Genomic DNA, 17,901 nt, shown 5'->3' on the forward strand with positions numbered 1-17,901 from the left:
CGGCCGCCGACGGTAGGAATGCTGCAAACCTACGTTCGCGCGGCGGAGCGGGAGAGGCAGGGTGATCTGCCTCTCCCGCTCCGCCGTTTGCCGGACCGTGAGGTCGGTCGGCCTATGCCTTGCCGCCGCGCAGCCCCGCGGTGCCGTTGCGGTGGACGTCGATGCGCAGATAGAAGTCGTGGCTCTCCCAGAACTTGACGCTCACGTGACCGTTGGCGCCGAGGTCCATGTAGTAGGGATGCTTCTTCGCGCCGTTGTTCCAGTACCCGAGCCAGGTCTTCTTGACGGATACGCCGTAGGCGTGGCCGGTGCCGTAGCTGATCCACTGGCCCCATGCCTGCTTGCCGTTGTAGGCGACCTCACCGGAGAGGGAGAAGTGGGCGACGTCGCAGCCGGCGGTGTGGCGTACCTTCCCCCAGAAGGGGTGTTTGTAGCCGTAGCAGGCCGTGGCCTGGTAGGTCTTGTACTTCCAGCCGCGCTTCTCCGCCAGGGATTTGACCGCCGGATTGCCCGCCTTGACCTGCACGGCGATGCGCGCGTTCGCAGCGGACGCCTGGGCCGCGCTGAGCGGGACGGCATGGGGGTTCATGCCGCTCGTCGCGGCGGTTGCCGAGGGGGCGACGGCCAGTCCCGTGCCGAGCGCGACGGCGGCAGCAGCGAGGACGACCCTCTTCCGGGCGGTGTTCTTGCGCGTGTTCATGATTCTTGGAACCTCCCCGTTTGCGTTCTTCGGTCGAGCGATGTCGCGTCCTTGCGTCATCGACAGTGCGGGGCCCGTCCTGGACCCCGCCACAGAGACCGGGGCAGCGGGAAAAACCCGGGACGTGTCATGCGACGACCTGCGGGAAGGCCGAGCCGTCTGGTGAAGTGCCGGGACAGCGCGGGACGCCGGGTGGGACATTGATGGGGTTGGGAAGTCGGAGCCGGTGAGGGGCGATGATGAGCCGATGGCAGCCACTGCCGGGTGAACTCCCGCCCCAGTCACAAAGGTTGGTCGAGGAACTGCGACTGTACAAGGACCGCGCGGGACTGAGCCTCGCCTCGCTCGCGGCCAAGACCGCCTACAGCACGACCTCCTGGCACCGCTACCTCAACGGGCGCAAGCTGCCCCCGTGGCGGGCGGTCGAACTGCTCGGCCGGCTCGCCGAGGCCGACCGTGGGCGTCTGCGCGTTCTCTGGGAGTCGGCGGCGATCGCCTGGCAGGACGGGACCGGTGACCGGGGCGGGACAGCCGACGGGGACGTGCTCACTGCCGGACCGGCGCAGGGCGCGAGAGGTCCCAGAGCTTTTCGGAGGGAGGCCGTCACCGTCGTGAGTCGAAGGACGGTGATCGCCGGTGTCGTCCTCGGGGCCGGCGCGCTGCTCGTCGTACTGGCCCTCGTCCAGCCGTGGACCGGTGGCCACGGGGGAGCGGCCGTACCACGCGGGGCACCGGCGGGTGCGCCGACGTGGCCCTGGCCGTTGCGGTCGTCGGAAGCCACGTCGGTGGGCGTGGGCTGCCGGGGCCAGGGCTGCCAGGGGCAGGACCCCTACCGGCAGGGGTGCGACCGCTTCAGCACGGTCGTGCACGCACTACGCGCCTACGGCACCGTCCTCACGCTCCGGCAGAGCCTGCCCTGCCACGCGGTGTGGGCCGAGGCGGAACCGGCCCGGGGAACGGAGCGGCTGCTCGTCACCGCCCAGGGCGCCGCGCCCCAGCAGGCGCGTCCCGGCGCCTCGCGTACCACGATGACCGTGGCCCCTTCAGGGGGAGCGCTGGCCTGCCTGGTCATCTCGAACCGTCACCAGCTCTGTGTGACGGAGTACGACAGCTGGGTGGAAGCGGTCGGTCACCGGCGGCAACTTGCCAGGGTGACCGCATCCGTCCGCAACCCGTGGAAGCGGCCGGCGTCGTACACCTCGTAGATCCCGCCTCGACCACGGCGCAGGGGCAGGGTGTACTTCTCGCCGCGGTAGGCCGTCCAGGGCGGCGTCGAGACGAGCCGCCGGGCCGCGAAGCCGAACGTCGCCGCGCCGACGATCCCGTCGGCGCCCAGGCCGTGGTTCGCCTGCCACGTCTGGGTGGCGCCGCCCGTGGCGGCGTCGAACGCGCACGTGATCCCGGAACCGGGCAGATAGCCGTCCGCCCAGAGGATCGCCTGCCACAGCCCGATCAGATCGCTGTGCGGCGTTCCGCCCGCCTCCAGGAGCGGTTCGTCACTCCAGTCGTCGGCATAGGCACCGGAGCCGGTGACGTACGCCGGGCGGTCGGCGGGTGGTGGTGTGCTCGCGGTGGGCGACGCGCTCGCGGCACACGTCGCGGCTACGGCGACCAGACGGACGACGGCCGACAGGGCCTTCCGTCGGCTGGCGCCGCCGGACGATTTCATGGACGTGTAATACCCCGATCCCCGGCCCTCCGTCACGGTTTTGCCATTACTTACGGCTTTGGCGCGATCCACCTCTGGCGGATGCGCTCAAGGCTCCGCCAGGGTGGGGAGAGTGACCGAGGGAGAACATGGCTGAGTGGAAACCGCTGCCCGACACTCTTGAACCGGACGCACGGGCCCTCGTCGAGCAGTTGCGCCGGCTCAAGGACCGCAGCGGCCTGAGCTTGGCGGCGCTGGCCGAACGCACATTGCACAGCAAGTCGTCATGGGAGCGGTACCTCAACGGCAAGTCAGCGCCTCCCCGGCAGGCCGTAGATGCCCTGGGCCGACTGGTCGGCGCGGATCCGGCCCGGCTCGCAGCGCAGTGGGAACTGGCGGCACGGGCCTGGAGCCGACAGGACTCGCCAGGGACAGGGACAGGGACAGGGACAGGGACAGGGCCGATGCGAGGGGAGGACACCGCCCCCGTTGCACCGCCCGGGTCCGCCGGGTCGCGCAAGCCGTGGACCGGCCGGCCCACACGCAGATGGCTCGTGCTTGCCGCTGCCCTGGTGCTCGTCGTCGGTGGGGCCGCCATCGCGCTGTGGACGACGCACCGTACGAACGCCTCGGCGGTTTCCGAACGGCCCGCAGCCACGGGCGGTTCCGGCACGAAACCGCTCCACGTCAGTTGTTTCGAGCAGAGTTGCACCGGCATGGACCCCAAGGCACAAGGGTGCGGTGACCCCTGGACCTCCGCCCTCACCCGGATCGACGGCGTCTACGTGGAGCTGCGCTACAGCGACTCCTGCAAGGCGGCCTGGGCACGGATCAGTTGGTCAGGCGTGGGCGACATCGCCCGAGTCGTGGGTGCGAGCGGCACGACCGAGCAGGACAGGGTGCACTACGACACCGACGTCTACAGCCCGATGGTCGGGGCCGACACCCCGTCCGACGCCAGGGCCTGCACAGTCCTCACCTCCGGCGCCCACGGCTGCACGAAGCCCGGTGGCACGATCCGGCTTACCCCGCCTCCCGATCCGCCCGTCTCCGTTTCGCCTTCCTCACCCGGCGGGTGAGACCAGGGCGGAACGGGTGATCGGAACCGACCGATCACGACTCGGTTTGCTCGGATGCGGATGCGGATGCGGATGCGGATGCGGATGCGCGTTCGGGTTCGAGTTCGGACGTCGGGGCGAGTCCGGCGAGGACCCGGCCGCGGCACACGGCGGGGGTTCCCCAGGCGTCCCGCAGGGGCCGCGCCTTGCGGATCCACAGGGAGAGGTCGAGTTCGTCGGTGTAGCCGAGAGCGCCGTGCAGGTGCAGCGCCGTGCGCGCCGCGCCGTAGGCCGCCTCCCCCGCGGCGACCTTCGCCGCGGCGATCTCGCGGTCGGCGGACGGATCGTCCGCGGCGAGGGCGAGCGCGGCGGAGTGGACCAGCGGCTGGGCGAACTCCAGCGCGATCAGGGTGTCGGCCAGTCGGTGCTTGACCGCCTGGAAAGAACCGATCGCGGCCCCGAACTGGGTGCGCTGTCCGACGTAGTCGACGGTGTGCGCGAGCAGCGTGCGTCCCACTCCGAGGGACTGCGCCGCGGTCGTCAGCCGGGCGATGTGCGTGGCGTACCGGGCGGCCGCCGTCACGGCCGGGCCCCGGGCGAGGACGGCGCCGCCGAGCGGACGGGCGAGTCGGCGGGCCGGGTCGGTGGACGGTTGGACGGCACCCGCCGACTCCGCGAGGCGGACGGTGTCGCCGTTTACGGCGAACACGCCGTCCGCCGTTGCGGCGTCCAGCGCGTAGGGGGCGTCGGGGGAGAGCAGGGCGAAGGAGACGGCCGACTGTCCCGAGGCGATGGCCGGGAGCCAGGCGGCGGCCGCCGCCTCGTCGTCGAGCCGGTCCAGGAAGGCCGCCGCGGCCACCGTCTCCACCAGCGGGCCCGGCACCGCGTGACGGCCCAGTTCGGTGAAGGCGACGGCCAGTTCGACCGGCAGGGGGCCGACACCGCCGTGCCGCTCCGGCACGGCGAGGGCGAAGACGCCCGCGGCGGCGAGCCTCGAGCACAGCGCGCGCCCCGGTGCGGTGTCACCGGCGGCCCAGGCCCGTACGACGGTGGGAGTCCCGGACGCCGCCAGCATGCCGTCCAGCGCCCGGGTGAACTCCCGCTGCTCGTCGGTCAGGAGGAACCGCATCACCGGCGTCCCTTCGGCAGGCCGAGCAGCCGCTCGGCGATGATGTCCCGCTGGATCTCGTTGGTGCCCGCGTAGATGGGGCCCGCGAGGGAGAAGGCGTGTCCCTCGGCCCAGCCGCCGTGCGCCGGGGCGTCGGCGGCCCCGTCGGACAGCTCGCCGTAGGACCCCAGCAGGTCGAGGGCGGTCTCGTGCAGCGCGATGTCCAGTTCCGACCAGAACACCTTGTTGAGGCTGGACTCGGCGCCGATCGCCTCTCCCGCCGCGATCCTGGAGACGCTCGCGTACGCGAACAGCTGGTAGGCGCGGGCCGCGACGACGGCGTCGGCCACCCGGTCGCGCAGGGCGGTGTCGGCCGGGTCCGCGGCGGAGCGCCACAGCGCGGTGAGCCGCTCGGCGGCGGCCGTGAAGCGGCCCGGACTGCGCAGGGTCAGACCGCGTTCGTTGCCGGCCGTGCTCATCGCGACCCGCCAGCCCTGACCGGGTTCGCCGATCACGTCCTCGTCGGGCACGAAGACCTCGTCGAGGAAGAGTTCGGCGAAGGCGGGCTTGCCGTCGAGCCGGCCGATGGGCCGTACGGTCACACCATCGGCGTCCAGCGGGAACATCAGGTATGTCAGACCCCGGTGCGGCCTGTCCGCGTCCGGGTCGCTGCGGAACAGGCCGAAGGCGCGGTCGGCGAAGGCGGCCCGCGACGACCAGGTCTTCTGGCCGCTGAGCAGCCAGCCGCCCTCGGTACGGACGGCCGTGGAGCGCAGCGAGGCCAGGTCGGAGCCCGACTCTGGTTCCGACCACGCCTGGGCCCAGATCACCTCGCCGCTCGCCATGGGCGGCAGGACCCGCGCGCGCTGCTCGTCGGTGCCGTGCTCGAAGAGGGTGGGGGCGAGGAGGTTGATGCCGTTCTGGCCGACCCGGCCGGGCGCACCGGCCGCGTAGTACTCCTCCTCGAAGATCAGCCACTGCAGGAGCGAGCTGCCCCGCCCGCCGTGCGCCTCCGGCCAGGAGACCACCGACCAGCGGTCGGTGAACAGGGTGCGCTCCCACGCCCGGTGATCGGCGAAGCCCTCCGCCGTCTCCAGAGAGGGCAGCGGCTCGGTGGGGACGTGCGCGCGCAGCCAGTCGCGGGCCTCGCGACGGAAGGCGTCGTCGGCGGCGGTGAGGTCGAGGTCCATCAGGCCGAGTCCTCCTTCACCATGCGTATGTCCGTGCCGCCGATCAGGGAGGCCGCGGTCTCGGCGCGGTGTGTGTCCTGTGCCTGCGGGCGCTCGGCCGCCTGTTCGTGGGCAACGGACATCCGCCCCTCCTTCCCTAACAAGTGTTTGGTAGGTTAACGTACGGGCATGACCGGCGTCGAGGAGTTCCGCACCGGGGCCCGCGGCCGGCTGCGGGCCGACCTCAGCGGCGAGTTCACCGCCCTGCGAGGGCGCGGCGGGCCCCACCGGGCGCACGAGGCGTTCCCCGAACGGCTAGCCGGGGAGCGCCACACGGCCGCCGCCGGCTGGAGGCGCGTGGACCGGCCGACGGAGTACGGCGGTTGCGCGGTCGCCCTCGAACAGCAGGTCGCCTTCCATGAGGAGTAAGCCCTCGCGGAGGTCCCCGACCGGGTCGGCCGCATCGGCGAGCGGCTCCTCGGGTCCGGCGACATCATCGCCGAGCGGGTGCTCGGTCTCCCGGAAGAGGCCCGACCATGACCACCGAACCCGTCTACGTCCCCGGCCACGCCCTCCTTGCGGGCCGGACCGCCGTCGTCACCGCCGCCGCGGGCGCGGGCATCGGCGGCGCCACCGCCCGGCGGCTGCTCGAAGAAGGCGCCGACGTGCTGATCTCCGACGCCCACGCCCGCAGGCTGGGGGAGACACGGGCGCGGCTGGCCGACGAGTTCGGTGCGGACCGGGTCACGGCGCTGGCCTGCGACGTCACCGACGAGTCCCAGGTCGGCGCGCTCTTCGACCTCGCCGCTGAGCGACACGGCCGGCTGGACGTCGTCGTCAACAACGCCGGGCTCGGCGGCACCGCCGACCTGGCCGACATGAGCGACGAACAGTGGGACCGGGTCCTCGACGTCACCCTGGGCGGAACCTTCCGCTGCACCCGCGCCGCGCTGCGCCGGATGCGAGCCGCCGGCAGCGGCGGTGTGATCGTCAACAACGCCTCGGTGATCGGCTGGCGGGCGCAGAAGGGGCAGTCCCACTACGCCGCGGCCAAAGCCGGGGTGATGGCGCTCACGCGCTGTGCGGCACTGGAGGCGGCCGAGTACGGGGTGCGGGTCAACGCCGTCGCGCCGAGCCTGGCCATGCACCCCCACCTGGTGAAGGTCACCACCCCCGAACTGCTGGCCGAGCTGACCTCCCGGGAAGCGTTCGGACGCCACGCCGAGCCCTGGGAGGTCGCGAACACGATCGTCTTTCTCGCCAGCGGCTACTCCTCGTACCTGACGGGCGAGGTCCTGTCCGTCAGCAGCCAGCACGCCTGAGCGAGGATGAGCGGGTGCCGAAAGTCAACAGCAGCAAGAAGAAGGCGACACCACCGCCGCCCGAGCGGCGCCAGGAGATCCTCGCCACCGCCGCCGAGGTGTTCGCCGCCCAGGGCTACAACGCCACCACCGTACGCAAGATCGCGGACGCGGCGGGGATGCTCGCGGGCAGCCTGTACTACCACTTCGACTCCAAGGAGTCGATGGTCGACGAGATCCTCTCCACCTTCCTGGGCGAACTCTGGGAACGTTACGACGCCGTCCTGGCCGCGGGGTCGGGGCCGCGGGAGACCATCGAAGCCCTGGTCACCGAGTCCTTCCGGGAGATCGACCGGCACCGCGCCGCCGTCGCCATCTACCAGAAGGAGTCCAAGCACCTGCAGAGCCTGCCACGGTTCGCGTATCTCGCCGACTCCCAGCAGAAGTTCGAGAGCGCCTGGCTCGGGACGCTGGAACGTGGTGTGGCCACCCACACTTTCCGCGCCGACCTGGACGTACGGCTCACCTACCGCTTCGTGCGCGACACCGTGTGGGTCGCCGCGTCGTGGTACCGGCCCGGCGGACAGCACAGTCCGGAGGAGATCGCCCGCCAGTACCTGTCGATGGTGCTGGAGGGCATCGCCGTGCGGACCTGACACGGTAGACGTCACAGAAGGAGCAGCAGGCATGGCCGAGGCATACATCGTCGAAGCGGTCCGCACCCCGATCGCCCGCCGGAACGGCGGACTGTCCGCCGTCCACCCGGCCGACCTGGGCGCCCACGTGCTCAAGGAACTCGTGGCGCGCTCGGGCATCGACCCGGCGGCGGTCGAGGACGTCGTCCTCGGCTGCCTGGACAACGTGGGACCGCAGGCCGGCGACATCGCCCGCACCTGCTGGCTGGCCGCGGGTCTGCCGGAGGAGGTGCCCGGGGTGACCGTGGACCGGCAGTGCGGCTCGTCCCAGCAGGCCCTGCACTTCGCCGCCCAGGGAGTCCTCTCGGGCACCCAGGACCTGGTGGTCGCCGGGGGCGTGCAGAACATGTCGATGATTCCCATCGCCTTTGCCTCCCGGCAGGCCGCCGAGCCCCTGGGACTCACCCAGGGGCCCTTCGCCGGCTCCGAGGGCTGGCGCGCCCGCTACGGGGACCAGCCGGTCAACCAGTTCGCCGGCGCCGAGATGATCGCCGAGAAGTGGAGGATCACCCGCGAGGACATGGAGGAGTTCGCGCTGCGCTCCCACCAGCGGGCCGTGCGGGCCGTCGACGAGGGCCGCTTCGACCGCGAGCTGGTCGCCTACGGCGACGTGACCGCCGACGAGGGACCGCGCCGCGACACCACGCTGGAGAAGATGGCATCCCTCGAACCCGTCGTCGAAGGCGGTCGGCTGACCGCCGCGGTCTCCTCGCAGGTGTCCGACGGAGCGTCGGTGGTCCTGCTCGCCTCGGAGCGGGCCGTGCGCGAGCACGGGCTCACCCCCCGGGCCCGCGTCCACCACCTCTCGGCGCGCGGCGAGGACCCCATCCGGATGCTGTCGGCGCCGATCCCGGCCACGGCGTACGCGTTGAAGAAGGCCGGCATGTCCCTCGACGACATCGACCTGGTCGAGATCAACGAGGCGTTCGCCTCCGTCGTCCTGGCCTGGCTGAAGGAGACCGGCGCCGACCCCGCGAAGGTCAACGTCAACGGCGGTGCCATCGCCCTCGGGCATCCGCTGGGCGCCACCGGGACCAAGCTGATGACCACGCTGCTGCACGAACTGGAACGCACGGGCGGACGGTACGGGCTGCAGACGATGTGCGAGGGCGGCGGTCAGGCCAACGTCACCGTCATAGAACGCCTCTGACACGCCGTCACGCATGCTTCTTCGACAGGGAAAGCCCGGATCCGCTCCCCGGAGCGCACGGGCGCTCAGCCCACGGCCGGCAGTGTGCGCAGGGCGGCGCACGCCTCGGCCATGACGCGGTCGACCAGCTCGGCGCAGGAGGGCAGGTCGTCGATGACTCCCGCGACCTGCCCGGCGGCCATCACCCCGAGGTCGGTGCGGCCCTCCACCATGGACGCCCGTAACAGCATGGGGGTGTTGGCGGCGAGCAGAACCTGGCCCCAGGTCAGGTCCTTGCCGTGCTTCATGGCGAGACCGTCACGGATCATCCCCGCCCAGCTCATGCCGGACTCCCGTCGGAAGGCCGCGGCGTGCCGCACCGCCCGCAACAGGGCGGTCGCCCGGCCCGAGCGCTCCAGGCCGTCGACCATTTCGGTGCGCAGCATCCGGTGGGGCAGCCCGTCCACCTTGGTGGTGAGCGTGACGTCCTTGACGGTCGCGGCCAGGTACCTCGCCTTGACCGCGTCGGGGACGGTGCTGTCGGAGGTGAGCAGGAAGCGGGTGCCCATGGCGATGCCCGCGGCGCCGTAGGCGAGTGCCGCGACCAGGCCGCGGCCGTCGCGGAAACCGCCGGCGGCGACGACGGGGATGTCGACGGCGTCGACGACCTGGGGAAGCAGGACGGAGGTCGCCACGTTGCCGGTGTGGCCGCCGCCCTCGCCGCCCTGGACGAGCACGGCGTCCACACCCCACGCGGCGACCTTCTCGGCGTGCCGGCGGGCGCCGATCGAGGGGATGACGACGACACCCGCGTCCTTGAGCCGGGCGATCAGCTCCCGGGACGGCGCGAGGGCGAACGAGGCGACCTTCACGCCCTCCTCGATGATGACCCGCACTCGTTCGGCGGCATCGGAGGCGTCGGCCCGCAGGTTGACGCCGAACGGCGCGTCGGTTCGGGATGCGACCTCGCGCACGGCGGAGCGGAGCCGGTCCACCGGCATCGTGGCCGAGGCCAGGATCCCGAGCGCGCCGGCCTCGGCCGCGGCCGAGACCAGGCGGGGACCGGCCACCCAGCCCATGCCGGTCTGCACGATCGGGTACCGCACGCCGACCAGTTCGGTCAGCGGCGTGGTGAATGCGGCGCCGTCGACGCCGCTCATGAGCGGACCTCGCGGTCCCTGGCCCCCGCCGGGTCGACGACTTCGCGGATCAACCGCAGTTCCTCGGCGGTGGGGTCGCGGGTGAGGGGCACCTCGTCCGGGACGACGAGCGGGAACCCGGTGGCCGCCACCACCTGCTCCACCGTGACGCCGGGGTGCACCGAGCGCAGCCGCATCGAGTGGTCGGGGGTCTCGAAGTCGAGGACGCCGAGGTCGCTGATGACCTCGGGAACACGGTGATAGCGGGTGGCGGAGGGCCCGGCGGCGGCCGCGCGGTCGTAGCCGACGCCGCAGACCATGTCGGCCTTCTCCACGAACACCCGCGGCGAGTGCCGGGGGACCCAGTAACTCGTCGGATTATTCAGGGTGTTGACGGGCGCGCCGCGCACCCCGAGCAACTGCCGCTCGGGCCGGGCCCAGTCGCCGATGCAGGAGATGTTCTGGTTGCCCCAGCGGTCGATCTGGGAGGCGCCCATCATCACGTGCCGCCGCCCGCTCGCCACCAGGGCCAGGTGCTGCCGGTAGGGGAGCCAGCCCTCCACGACCTCCGCGCGGGCGCCGACTGCCGGCACATCGGCCATGAGCAGCGCCTCTCCGTCGGTGAGCAGCAGGTCGGGGGAGAAGGTCAGCCTTGCCAGCCGGGCCCCGACCGTCGGGACCGTGCCCATCGGGCTGGCCAGCACCTCACCCGCGCCGCGCCATGCCTCGGCGCAGGCCACCACGCAGTACTCGGCCCGCGTCACCGTCGTCGTGCCGGTGTCCCTCATGCCGCCGTCTCCTTCTCGTGGAACGCCGTCACCGCGTCCTGGTACGCCTGTTCGTCGCCCGAGAGGAACCGCTCGGTGAAAGCCGCCCAGGACTCCGGGTCGCCGGCGGCGCGGACGTAGGCGCGCTGGAACGCCTCGTCGCGCTCGTGGTCGGGGGAGCAGGAGGTGAAGTGCGCGCCGTTCGGGGACTCCACCACGCCGTTGACGAACGCGCGCTTGACGAGCAAGGTCTGCGGGCCGGCCGCCTTGAGGAGTTCGCCACTGTCCACGATCCGTTCGCAGGAGACGTAAGCGGTGTCGGCGGCCTCGCAGAACAGGTCGTCGAAGTAGGGGTCGGGGCCGAGGTACTGGGCGTTGCCGTGCACGTCCGCGCGGTTCAGGTGGACGAGGGCGGCGTCCAGGCGCAGCGCGGGCACGGCGACGAGCTCCTCGCCGTCCTCGTACGGCGAGGTGACCGTCCGCAGGCGGGGATTGACCCGCATGACGTCCGAGGCGAGTCCCGCGCGGATCGGCATGAACGGCAGCCGGTGCGCGGCGGCGGTCAGCCCCCACATGAACATCGCCTCGTCCAGCTCCGCCAGTTCCAGCTCGCCGCGCTGCCGGGCGGCGCGGAAGTGCGGCTCCAGGGGGATCGAGTCGAGCGTGACGAACGCGGCCACCAGCTTGCGGATCCTGCCGGCCGCCGCCAGCAGGCCCACGTCGGGACCGCCGTACGACACCACCGTCAGGTCGGTGACGTCGGAGCGCAGCAGCGCCCGTACCAGGGCCATCGGCTTGCGCCGCGATCCCCAGCCGCCCACGCCGATCGTCATGCCGCTGCGCAGCCGGCCGACGACCTCCTCGACGGTCATGGTCTTGTCCCTGCTCATGACTGCTTCTCCCGGTCCGTGCCGAAGGTGTCGCGCACCCGGTCGGCGACACCGCTGAGGTTGGCCTCGAAGGTGAAGCCCTGTTCGAAGCGGTAGCTGCGGTGGACGTCCACAGGGTCGATGCCGTTGATGGCGGCCTTGGCCAGGCGGATCAGACAGCCGTCCTTGGCGGCGATCTCGCGCGCCAGCTCCACCGCGGTGTCGAGGAGCTGTTCGCGCGGCACCACCTGCCAGACCGAGCCGTGCCGGTGCAGTTCCCGTGCGGTCACGGTGCGCGAGGTGTAGTACAGCGTCCGCATCAGGTGCTGCGGGACCAGCCGGGCCAGATGGGTGGCGGCGCCGAGCGCACCCCGGTCCAGCTCCGGCAGGCCGAAGGTCGCGTCGTCGGCGGCGACGATCGCGTCCGCGTTACCGACCAGGCCGATGCCCCCGCCCAGGCAGAAACCGTGCACCGCGGCGACCACGGGGACCTGGCAGTCGTAGACCGCGGCGAACGCCTCGGCGCAGCCGCGATTGGCGCCGATGAGTGCCTCGTGTCCGGCCGTGCGCTGCATCTCCTTGATGTCGACGCCCGCGTTGAACCCCCGGCCGGCGGCGGTGAGCACCACGCAGCGCACGTCCTGGCCGCTTCCGGCGGCACGGACCGCGACGGCCAGGTCGTACCAGCCCTGTACGGGCAGGGCGTTGACCGGGGGGAAGTCCACGGTGATGACGGCGACGCCCTTGTCCGGGGCGGAGGTGGAGACACCCATGAGCAGATCAGCTACCTTTCCACCAAACGTTTGTTAGGTGAATGTAGCAGCGGTGCACACACCGCGGGAAGGCATCCCGATGCCTCGACGAGAAGGGACTCCACCCCACATGACCGGACTGTGCAGCGGACGCGTCACCGTCGTGACCGGAGCGGGCCGCGGACTCGGGCGCGCACATGCGCTCGCCTTCGCGGCCGAGGGCGCCAAGGTCGTCGTCAACGACCTCGGCGTCGGAGTGGACGGCACCGGCGGCGCCGCCGGACCCGCCCATGAGGTCGTCGACGAGATCCGGGCGCGCGGCGGAGAGGCCGTCGCCCACGCCGGTGACATCGCCACCGCCGACGGCGCGGCCTCCCTCGTCGCCACCGCCGTCGGCGCGTTCGGCCGCCTCGACACCCTCGTCAACAACGCCGGGTTCCTGCGCGACCGGATGCTCGTCAACCTCGACGAGGACGACTGGGACGCCGTCGTGCGCGTCCACCTCAAGGGCCACTTCCTCCCGCTCAAGTACGCCGCCGCACACTGGCGCGCCGAGGCGAAGGCCGGCCGCGCGCCCGAGGCCCGCGTGATCAACACCAGTTCTGGGGCCGGGCTGCTGGGCAGCGTCGGCCAGGGCAACTACTCCGCGGCCAAGGCCGGGATCGTGGGCCTGACCCTCGTTGCCGCTGCCGAACTGGGCGGCTACGGCGTCCAGGTCAACGCCATCGCCCCGGCCGCCCGCACCCGCATGACCGAGCAGACTTTCGCCGACACCATGGCCGCGCCCGGACCCGGCGGATTCGACGCGATGGCCCCGGAGAACGTCTCGCCGCTCGTCGTCTGGCTGGGCTCCGCCGCCTCGGCCGGGGTGACGGGCCGGGTGTTCGAGACCGAGGGCGGCCGGATCACCGTCATGGAGGGGTGGCGCCCCGGACCGACCGCCGACAGGAAAGCCCGCTGGTCCCCGGCCGAGGCGGGTGAGGCCGCACGGAAGCTCCTGGCGGACGCCGTGCCCCCGCAGCCGGTGTACGGCGCCCGGTAGCCGACGGCCCGAGCCCGCCCCGGGCTCCGGCCTTCGCTGGGGTCACGGGCGGCCCCGGGCCCCGGCTCCCGGTGTTCCGGTGTCCCAGGGTTCGGACCTTTGGGCCCGCGGCCCGGCCACCGCCGGGGCGAATTTCCGGTCCCGGTCCCGGCGTCGGCCTTCGGCGCTCCCGGTGAGTCCGCGCGCGGCAGCGAACTCGCCAAGCGCTACCGACACGCCGGCAGTGAACTCGTCAAGCGCTTCCGACACGTCGGCATGGTCGTCCTCGGGACCACCACCAGCCCCGAATTCGGTCTCAACGCCAGTACCGGGCCGACGCCGTACGGTCCGGCCCCCGCAACCCCCGGAACCCGGAGGACTCGCGCGACGGTTCGAGCGGGGATCGGCCGCCGCCTGCGCATGGCACGATCCCGGACGGTTGCGGATCGCCCTGATCACTTCTCTGCCGGGCGGACCCGTGGTGCATCCCGAACCGCTGCGGAGGACTTCGACACGAGGTAACGGGCGGGCAGCTCGCCGCCGCCGTGCACCGCCACGTCGGCGCCGTTGACGTAGCGGGCCAGATCCCCGGCCAGGTACAGACAGGTCCGGGCGACGTCCTCGGGAAGGGCCATCCGCCCCATCGGGATCACGCCCGCGACGGCGGCCCCGCCGTCCTCGCCGTACACGGAGGCGGCGCTCTCGGTGCGGATCAGACCGGTGGTGATGTGGTTGACGCGGACCTTGGGCGCCCACTCCAGGGCCAGGGCCCGGGTGAGGCCGAGCAGCCCCGCCTTGGCGGCCGAGTAGGCGGCGGTGCCCGGCTGCGGGTCGTGCGCGGCGACACTGCCGATGTTGATGACCGAGCCGCCTTCGCCCTGGTCCCGCATCACACGGTTCGCGGCCTGGGCGGTGTAGAAGGGCGCGAGCAGGTTCAACGCGACGATCTTCTCGACGAAGCGCGGCGAGACGGTCGCCGCGTCGGCGTCGGGGGAGCCGCCCGCGTTGTTGATCAGCACGTCCAGGCGCCCGAACCGGGCGACCGCCCCGTCGACCAGCCCGCCCGCGGCTTCGGGGTCACGCACGTCGGCGGCGAGGAACACCGCCCGCCTTGAGTTCGCGGACGGCAGCGAGCGCGGCTCGCCCCGCCCGCAGACCACGACGTGCGCCCCGGCGGCGAGAAACGTCTCGGCGATCGTGAAGCCGATGCCCTTCGTCCCGCCGGTCACCACCACGACCCGGCCCGTGAAGTCCAGTGGATTGCCGATGTTCATGATCCGCCCTCCCCGCCGGGAGGGGCCCGGCGCCCGTCGTCGTCCGCCCCGATTGAAGCAGCCGGGCGACGGGCGGGCACGGACGATCCCGAACACGGGGAGGGGAACTGGCAGGGCAGGACGCGGTTTCGGCGAGGGGCCTGGACTCGTCGGCCGCAAGGGCGTGGGCCCTCAGCCCCCGGAGGAACGCTCCACGCGCGGGCCGTTCTCGCGGAGGCGCTCGCCCTGGTCGAGCGGCTGGAGAGCAGGACCCGGGGATCGCCTTCAGGTTCCACGTGTTCCCCGGCTGCTACGGCCGGCCGTCCGAAAGAAGGACCCTAGTTGTCGACGGGGATGCCCAACCGGTCGGCCACGGTGGTGAGCGCTGCTCCCAGCGGGAGCGCGATCCGGGTGGCGGCGTGGCGGTCACCCCGGGTCGGGCCCTGATTGACGATCAGCACCGGCTTTCCGGCCTGGTCCGCCTGCCGGACGAACCGGAGCCCGGACATCACTGTCAGGGAGGAGCCGAGGACGAGGAGCGAGGCCGCCTCACGGACCAGGCGACGGCAGTGCTCGACGCTCCCCGGCGGTACGGCCTCACCGAAGAACACGACGTCCGGTTTGAGGATGCCGCCGCAGAGCGCGCAGGGCATCACACGGAAGTCTCCGACCTGTTCGTCGGTGAGGTCCGCGTCGCCGTCCGGATTGAGTCCGGCGGCCACCGGAGCGAAGTCCGCATTGGCCTCTGCCAGCCGCCGGGCGAGTTCCCGGCGCGGGCTGAAGGCGCCACAGGAAAGGCAGACGACCCGGTCCAGACTGCCGTGGAGTTCCACGACGTCCTCGCTGCCGGCGGCCTGGTGCAGGCCGTCGACGTTCTGGGTGATCACACCCGAGAGCAGGCCGTGCCGGCCGAACGCGGCCACGGTCCGGTGCCCGGCGTTGGGGCGGGCACGGCCGAAGGTGCGCCAGCCGAGGTGGCTGCGCGCCCAGTACCGACGCCGGGCCTGGGCGTCGGCGGTGAAGTCCTGGTAGGTCATCGGGGAGTGACGGCTCAGGCTCCCGCCCTCGCCCCGGTAGTCGGGGATGCCCGATTCCGTGGAGATTCCCGCCCCGCTGAGCACCAGCACACCGCCGGCACCCAGCGCGTCGGCCACCGGCCCCGGGTCCGTGCCGCCCGGCGGCAGGTCGTCGGTGGGGGTCCAGCTCAGCGTGGGGCGCATGCGCATGCCGCCAGGTTACGGCGTACGGGTGAGACACCGCTCGACGCCCTCGACCGGCACGGAGCCGTGACCGGTACCGACCGGGCCGTTACCGGTGCCGACCGAGCTATTACCGGTACCGAGCCATGAACGGTACCGGTCTCACCGAGTGCTGCCGGAACGTTCGCCGGTGATCAGCGTGGTGCGGGCCATCGCCGGTGGTTCATGAACGACCGAGGCCGGCCCGGGTCAGGCCCTGGTGATATCCCTGCCCGGCATCGGTTCCGCGAGTGCTGTCCGCCATTCAGGCGCACCGAAGGCGTCCGCGAAGTACTGCGTCTCGTGCACTACACGCCCCTGGGTGAATTCCATGATGCTTACTGAATAGGTGGGCACCCCGTCGTACGTGATGACACACTCGTTCACCCATAGGTCCCCGCTGCCGACGATCCGGTGGACGGTGAAGTGCCGGTTGGCAGGGTGCCCGCCACGTTGCGCCGAAATCTTTGCGCGGCCCCGGAATCGTTCACCTGACTGGGGGTAGTCGAGGATCGCGTCCGCGGCGTAGATGGCGTGCTCGGCTTCGATGTCGCCGCGTTCCGATGCCCGCCAGTGTTCCTCCAGTGCGGCCCTGATCCGGATATCAGAATCCATCGCGTTGTCCCTTCGGTGGACGGCAGGAGCGAATCGAGAACGGCGGGAGCACGTCGAGGTTTCCCCGGTACGCGGGGCCGTTGAACGTAATGGGATACGGCCGCAGCGTAGACCGCCCAATGCAGCGGCTCGGCCTTCGGCATCATTACACCGGTTTCCGATGCACATGGTGTGCACAGATCCAGCGGCCGAACAGCGCACCGCCGTAGACCACGAACCCGACCCCGGTCAGCCACGATTCGATGATGAGCACGACGCCGACCGCTCCGTAGCTGACCGCGTTGGTGACGATGAGCGGCATGAAGACCAGGGAGGAGAAGACCCGCAGGCCGACCAGCCCCGCCATGGTGGCGATCGCGCCGGGCAGCAGATCGCGCCAGCGGATGTGACCACCGAGGAGAAAATGCTGCCCCCACCAGAAGAACAGCGCTCCGGTGGCCAGCGACACGGTGACGCGCGGCCATCCGTGCAGCGCGGTATGGTTCTGCACCTCCTGGTACAGGTAAGTGGTGAGCACGAGCAGCCAGGTGGCCTGGCGCCAGACTCGGTGCCATGGGCCGGGAGGAAGGTTCCAGATCCGTTCGTAGCCGTTCTGCACGCTCCCGCCGAAGGCCACCCCGAACACGGCGAGCAGGACCCCGCCCCACACGCTGGTGGTACTGAGGACGCGGGGCGGTGGGGTGGTGATGTCGGTGACCGCGTGGGCGGACCGTCCGGACAGTCCCATGCCGTCGGCCAGCCAGGACGCGAAACCGCCGCCACCGAGGGGGTCCGCGGCGGCCACCACGATGAGCAGGGGGGCCAGGGTCACCAGGGACAGGGTGGCGAATCCGAGTGCCCGGTGCATCAGTTCGATGTCACGGCCGCGCCGGATCAGCTCGTACGCTTTCAACCGGTCCCATCCGCGATGCGCAGCGAGCAGGACGCGCCTCATGGCCGGCTCCGCGCGCGGCGGAGCACGTTCGTGTGAACAGCGCCGTCGAAGGTAGGGCTCAGCGGTCGGCTGGCGTTGTGCAGCATCGGCGGTGCACCTGTGGTCGGTGAGGGGGCAGGGCGATGACGCCCGGGGGTTCCTGCTGTTACTCCGCTCGGCCTGGGCTTGACAGATGGGTGTGAGGGACTTGCTCCGGGAGACTCCGGGGGATCGATGTGCCGGCGGTGCGACTTTTCCCCTGTATTTGATCAGCGACCGACGGCCCATGGGTCGCGCCACACCGCGACACGACGAGACGGAGGTCGTCTCTTCCGGAGGCGAGCGGCGGGCAGTGACGGGGCTTGTCGGCCTCGGCGCGGTGGCATCGGGTGGGCGTCGGCACGCGCACGACCACGGGCGCACGGGGCCGGCCGCGCCGATCGCGCGGCTCGGGGGCCTGGGTGAGCCGCCCCGGCAGACCCAGCAGACCCCGGCAGCGCGCCGCTGGGGCGTGACGACCGGCGTA

The 17,901-nt window shown here is 71.8% G+C and carries 20 protein-coding genes; 7 read left to right on the forward strand and 13 right to left on the reverse strand.

Going from position 1 to position 17,901, the window contains the following annotated elements:
• Positions 1–112: 112 nt before the first annotated feature.
• Positions 113–700, reverse strand: a complete 588-nt coding sequence (locus ACFY2B_RS28355; RefSeq protein ID WP_390765894.1) for a hypothetical protein — start codon at positions 698–700, stop codon at positions 113–115.
• A gap of 239 nt (positions 701–939) precedes the next feature.
• On the opposite strand from ACFY2B_RS28355, the gene ACFY2B_RS28360 reads away from it, so the two are divergent.
• Positions 940–1,905: a helix-turn-helix domain-containing protein gene (locus ACFY2B_RS28360; RefSeq protein WP_390765895.1), complete on the forward strand. Its 966-nt coding sequence runs from the start codon at positions 940–942 to the stop codon at positions 1,903–1,905.
• Here the strand turns inward: ACFY2B_RS28360 and ACFY2B_RS28365 are convergent.
• On the reverse strand, positions 1,830–2,369 hold the full coding sequence (locus tag ACFY2B_RS28365; protein ID WP_390765896.1) for a peptidoglycan-binding protein: 540 nt from the start codon (positions 2,367–2,369) through the stop codon (positions 1,830–1,832). The genes ACFY2B_RS28360 and ACFY2B_RS28365 overlap by 76 nt on opposite strands.
• A gap of 128 nt (positions 2,370–2,497) precedes the next feature.
• Here ACFY2B_RS28365 and ACFY2B_RS28370 point away from each other — a divergent pair, with 128 nt between their 5' ends.
• On the forward strand, positions 2,498–3,427 hold the full coding sequence (locus tag ACFY2B_RS28370; protein ID WP_390765897.1) for a helix-turn-helix domain-containing protein: 930 nt from the start codon (positions 2,498–2,500) through the stop codon (positions 3,425–3,427).
• A 34-nt stretch (positions 3,428–3,461) separates the two neighbouring features.
• Here the strand turns inward: ACFY2B_RS28370 and ACFY2B_RS28375 are convergent, their stop codons facing one another.
• Genes ACFY2B_RS28375 through ACFY2B_RS28385 form a run of 3 tightly spaced genes read right to left on the reverse strand, consistent with a single transcriptional unit; the run spans position 3,462 to position 5,826 of the window.
• Positions 3,462–4,535: an acyl-CoA dehydrogenase family protein gene (locus ACFY2B_RS28375; RefSeq protein ID WP_390765898.1), complete on the reverse strand. Its 1,074-nt coding sequence runs from the start codon at positions 4,533–4,535 to the stop codon at positions 3,462–3,464.
• Positions 4,535–5,704 carry an acyl-CoA dehydrogenase family protein gene (locus ACFY2B_RS28380; protein ID WP_390765899.1) on the reverse strand — a complete coding sequence of 390 codons (1,170 nt, stop codon included), beginning with the start codon at positions 5,702–5,704 and terminating at the stop codon, positions 4,535–4,537. The genes ACFY2B_RS28375 and ACFY2B_RS28380 overlap by 1 nt, the downstream gene beginning before the upstream one ends.
• Positions 5,704–5,826 carry a hypothetical protein gene (locus ACFY2B_RS28385; protein WP_390765900.1) on the reverse strand — a complete coding sequence of 41 codons (123 nt, stop codon included), beginning with the start codon at positions 5,824–5,826 and terminating at the stop codon, positions 5,704–5,706. Before ACFY2B_RS28385 ends, ACFY2B_RS28380 begins: the two co-directional genes overlap by 1 nt.
• Positions 5,827–5,872: 46 nt before the next feature.
• Between ACFY2B_RS28385 and ACFY2B_RS28390 the strand changes: the two genes are divergently transcribed.
• The 4 genes from ACFY2B_RS28390 (at position 5,873) to ACFY2B_RS28405 (ending at position 8,829) form a co-directional block, all read left to right on the forward strand.
• Entirely contained in the window at positions 5,873–6,112 is a 240-nt protein-coding gene (locus ACFY2B_RS28390) for a hypothetical protein (protein ID WP_390765901.1), read from the forward strand.
• Positions 6,113–6,219: 107 nt separating this feature from the next.
• Complete coding sequence (locus tag ACFY2B_RS28395; RefSeq protein ID WP_390765902.1) at positions 6,220–7,005, forward strand: SDR family oxidoreductase; 786 nt, start codon at positions 6,220–6,222, stop codon at positions 7,003–7,005.
• A gap of 14 nt (positions 7,006–7,019) precedes the next feature.
• Positions 7,020–7,640: a TetR/AcrR family transcriptional regulator gene (locus ACFY2B_RS28400; RefSeq protein ID WP_390765903.1), complete on the forward strand. Its 621-nt coding sequence runs from the start codon at positions 7,020–7,022 to the stop codon at positions 7,638–7,640.
• A 31-nt stretch (positions 7,641–7,671) separates the two neighbouring features.
• On the forward strand, positions 7,672–8,829 hold the full coding sequence (locus ACFY2B_RS28405) for an acetyl-CoA C-acetyltransferase (protein ID WP_390765904.1): 1,158 nt from the start codon (positions 7,672–7,674) through the stop codon (positions 8,827–8,829).
• Positions 8,830–8,894: 65 nt separating this feature from the next.
• Here the strand turns inward: ACFY2B_RS28405 and ACFY2B_RS28410 are convergent, their stop codons facing one another.
• The 4 genes from ACFY2B_RS28410 to ACFY2B_RS28425 are packed head-to-tail and all read right to left on the reverse strand — an operon-like array spanning position 8,895 to position 12,356.
• Positions 8,895–9,968, reverse strand: a complete 1,074-nt coding sequence (locus ACFY2B_RS28410; RefSeq protein WP_390765905.1) for an NAD(P)H-dependent flavin oxidoreductase — start codon at positions 9,966–9,968, stop codon at positions 8,895–8,897.
• Entirely contained in the window at positions 9,965–10,735 is a 771-nt protein-coding gene (locus tag ACFY2B_RS28415) for a CoA-transferase subunit beta (RefSeq protein ID WP_390765906.1), read from the reverse strand. The genes ACFY2B_RS28410 and ACFY2B_RS28415 overlap by 4 nt, the downstream gene beginning before the upstream one ends.
• Positions 10,732–11,604 (reverse strand): CoA transferase subunit A, encoded by an 873-nt coding sequence (locus ACFY2B_RS28420; protein WP_390765907.1) that lies wholly within the window; start codon positions 11,602–11,604, stop codon positions 10,732–10,734. The genes ACFY2B_RS28415 and ACFY2B_RS28420 overlap by 4 nt, the downstream gene beginning before the upstream one ends.
• Positions 11,601–12,356, reverse strand: a complete 756-nt coding sequence (locus ACFY2B_RS28425) for an enoyl-CoA hydratase family protein (protein WP_390765908.1) — start codon at positions 12,354–12,356, stop codon at positions 11,601–11,603. The genes ACFY2B_RS28420 and ACFY2B_RS28425 overlap by 4 nt, the downstream gene beginning before the upstream one ends.
• A gap of 109 nt (positions 12,357–12,465) precedes the next feature.
• Between ACFY2B_RS28425 and ACFY2B_RS28430 the strand changes: the two genes are divergently transcribed.
• The gene (locus tag ACFY2B_RS28430; protein ID WP_390765909.1) at positions 12,466–13,377 is read left to right on the forward strand and encodes an SDR family oxidoreductase; all 912 of its coding nucleotides are present in this window, start codon (positions 12,466–12,468) and stop codon (positions 13,375–13,377) included.
• Positions 13,378–13,811: 434 nt separating this feature from the next.
• On the opposite strand, the gene ACFY2B_RS28435 is transcribed toward ACFY2B_RS28430, so the two are convergent.
• The 4 genes from ACFY2B_RS28435 to ACFY2B_RS28450 all read right to left on the reverse strand — a co-directional run bounded on the left by ACFY2B_RS28435 (position 13,812) and on the right by ACFY2B_RS28450 (position 17,396).
• Positions 13,812–14,630, reverse strand: coding sequence for an SDR family oxidoreductase (locus ACFY2B_RS28435; protein WP_390765910.1), 819 nt, complete (start codon positions 14,628–14,630; stop codon positions 13,812–13,814).
• A 317-nt stretch (positions 14,631–14,947) separates the two neighbouring features.
• Positions 14,948–15,835, reverse strand: coding sequence for an NAD-dependent protein deacetylase (locus ACFY2B_RS28440; RefSeq protein WP_390765911.1), 888 nt, complete (start codon positions 15,833–15,835; stop codon positions 14,948–14,950).
• Positions 15,836–16,057: 222 nt separating this feature from the next.
• Complete coding sequence (locus tag ACFY2B_RS28445) at positions 16,058–16,462, reverse strand: nuclear transport factor 2 family protein (RefSeq protein WP_390765912.1); 405 nt, start codon at positions 16,460–16,462, stop codon at positions 16,058–16,060.
• Between the two features lie 145 nt (positions 16,463–16,607).
• The gene (locus ACFY2B_RS28450) at positions 16,608–17,396 is read right to left on the reverse strand and encodes a ribonuclease BN (RefSeq protein WP_390765913.1); all 789 of its coding nucleotides are present in this window, start codon (positions 17,394–17,396) and stop codon (positions 16,608–16,610) included.
• Positions 17,397–17,901 lie beyond the last annotated feature (505 nt).

Origin of the sequence: Streptomyces sp. NPDC001270, assembly GCF_042896695.1 — a bacterium.
Lineage (GTDB): Bacteria > Actinomycetota > Actinomycetes > Streptomycetales > Streptomycetaceae > Streptomyces.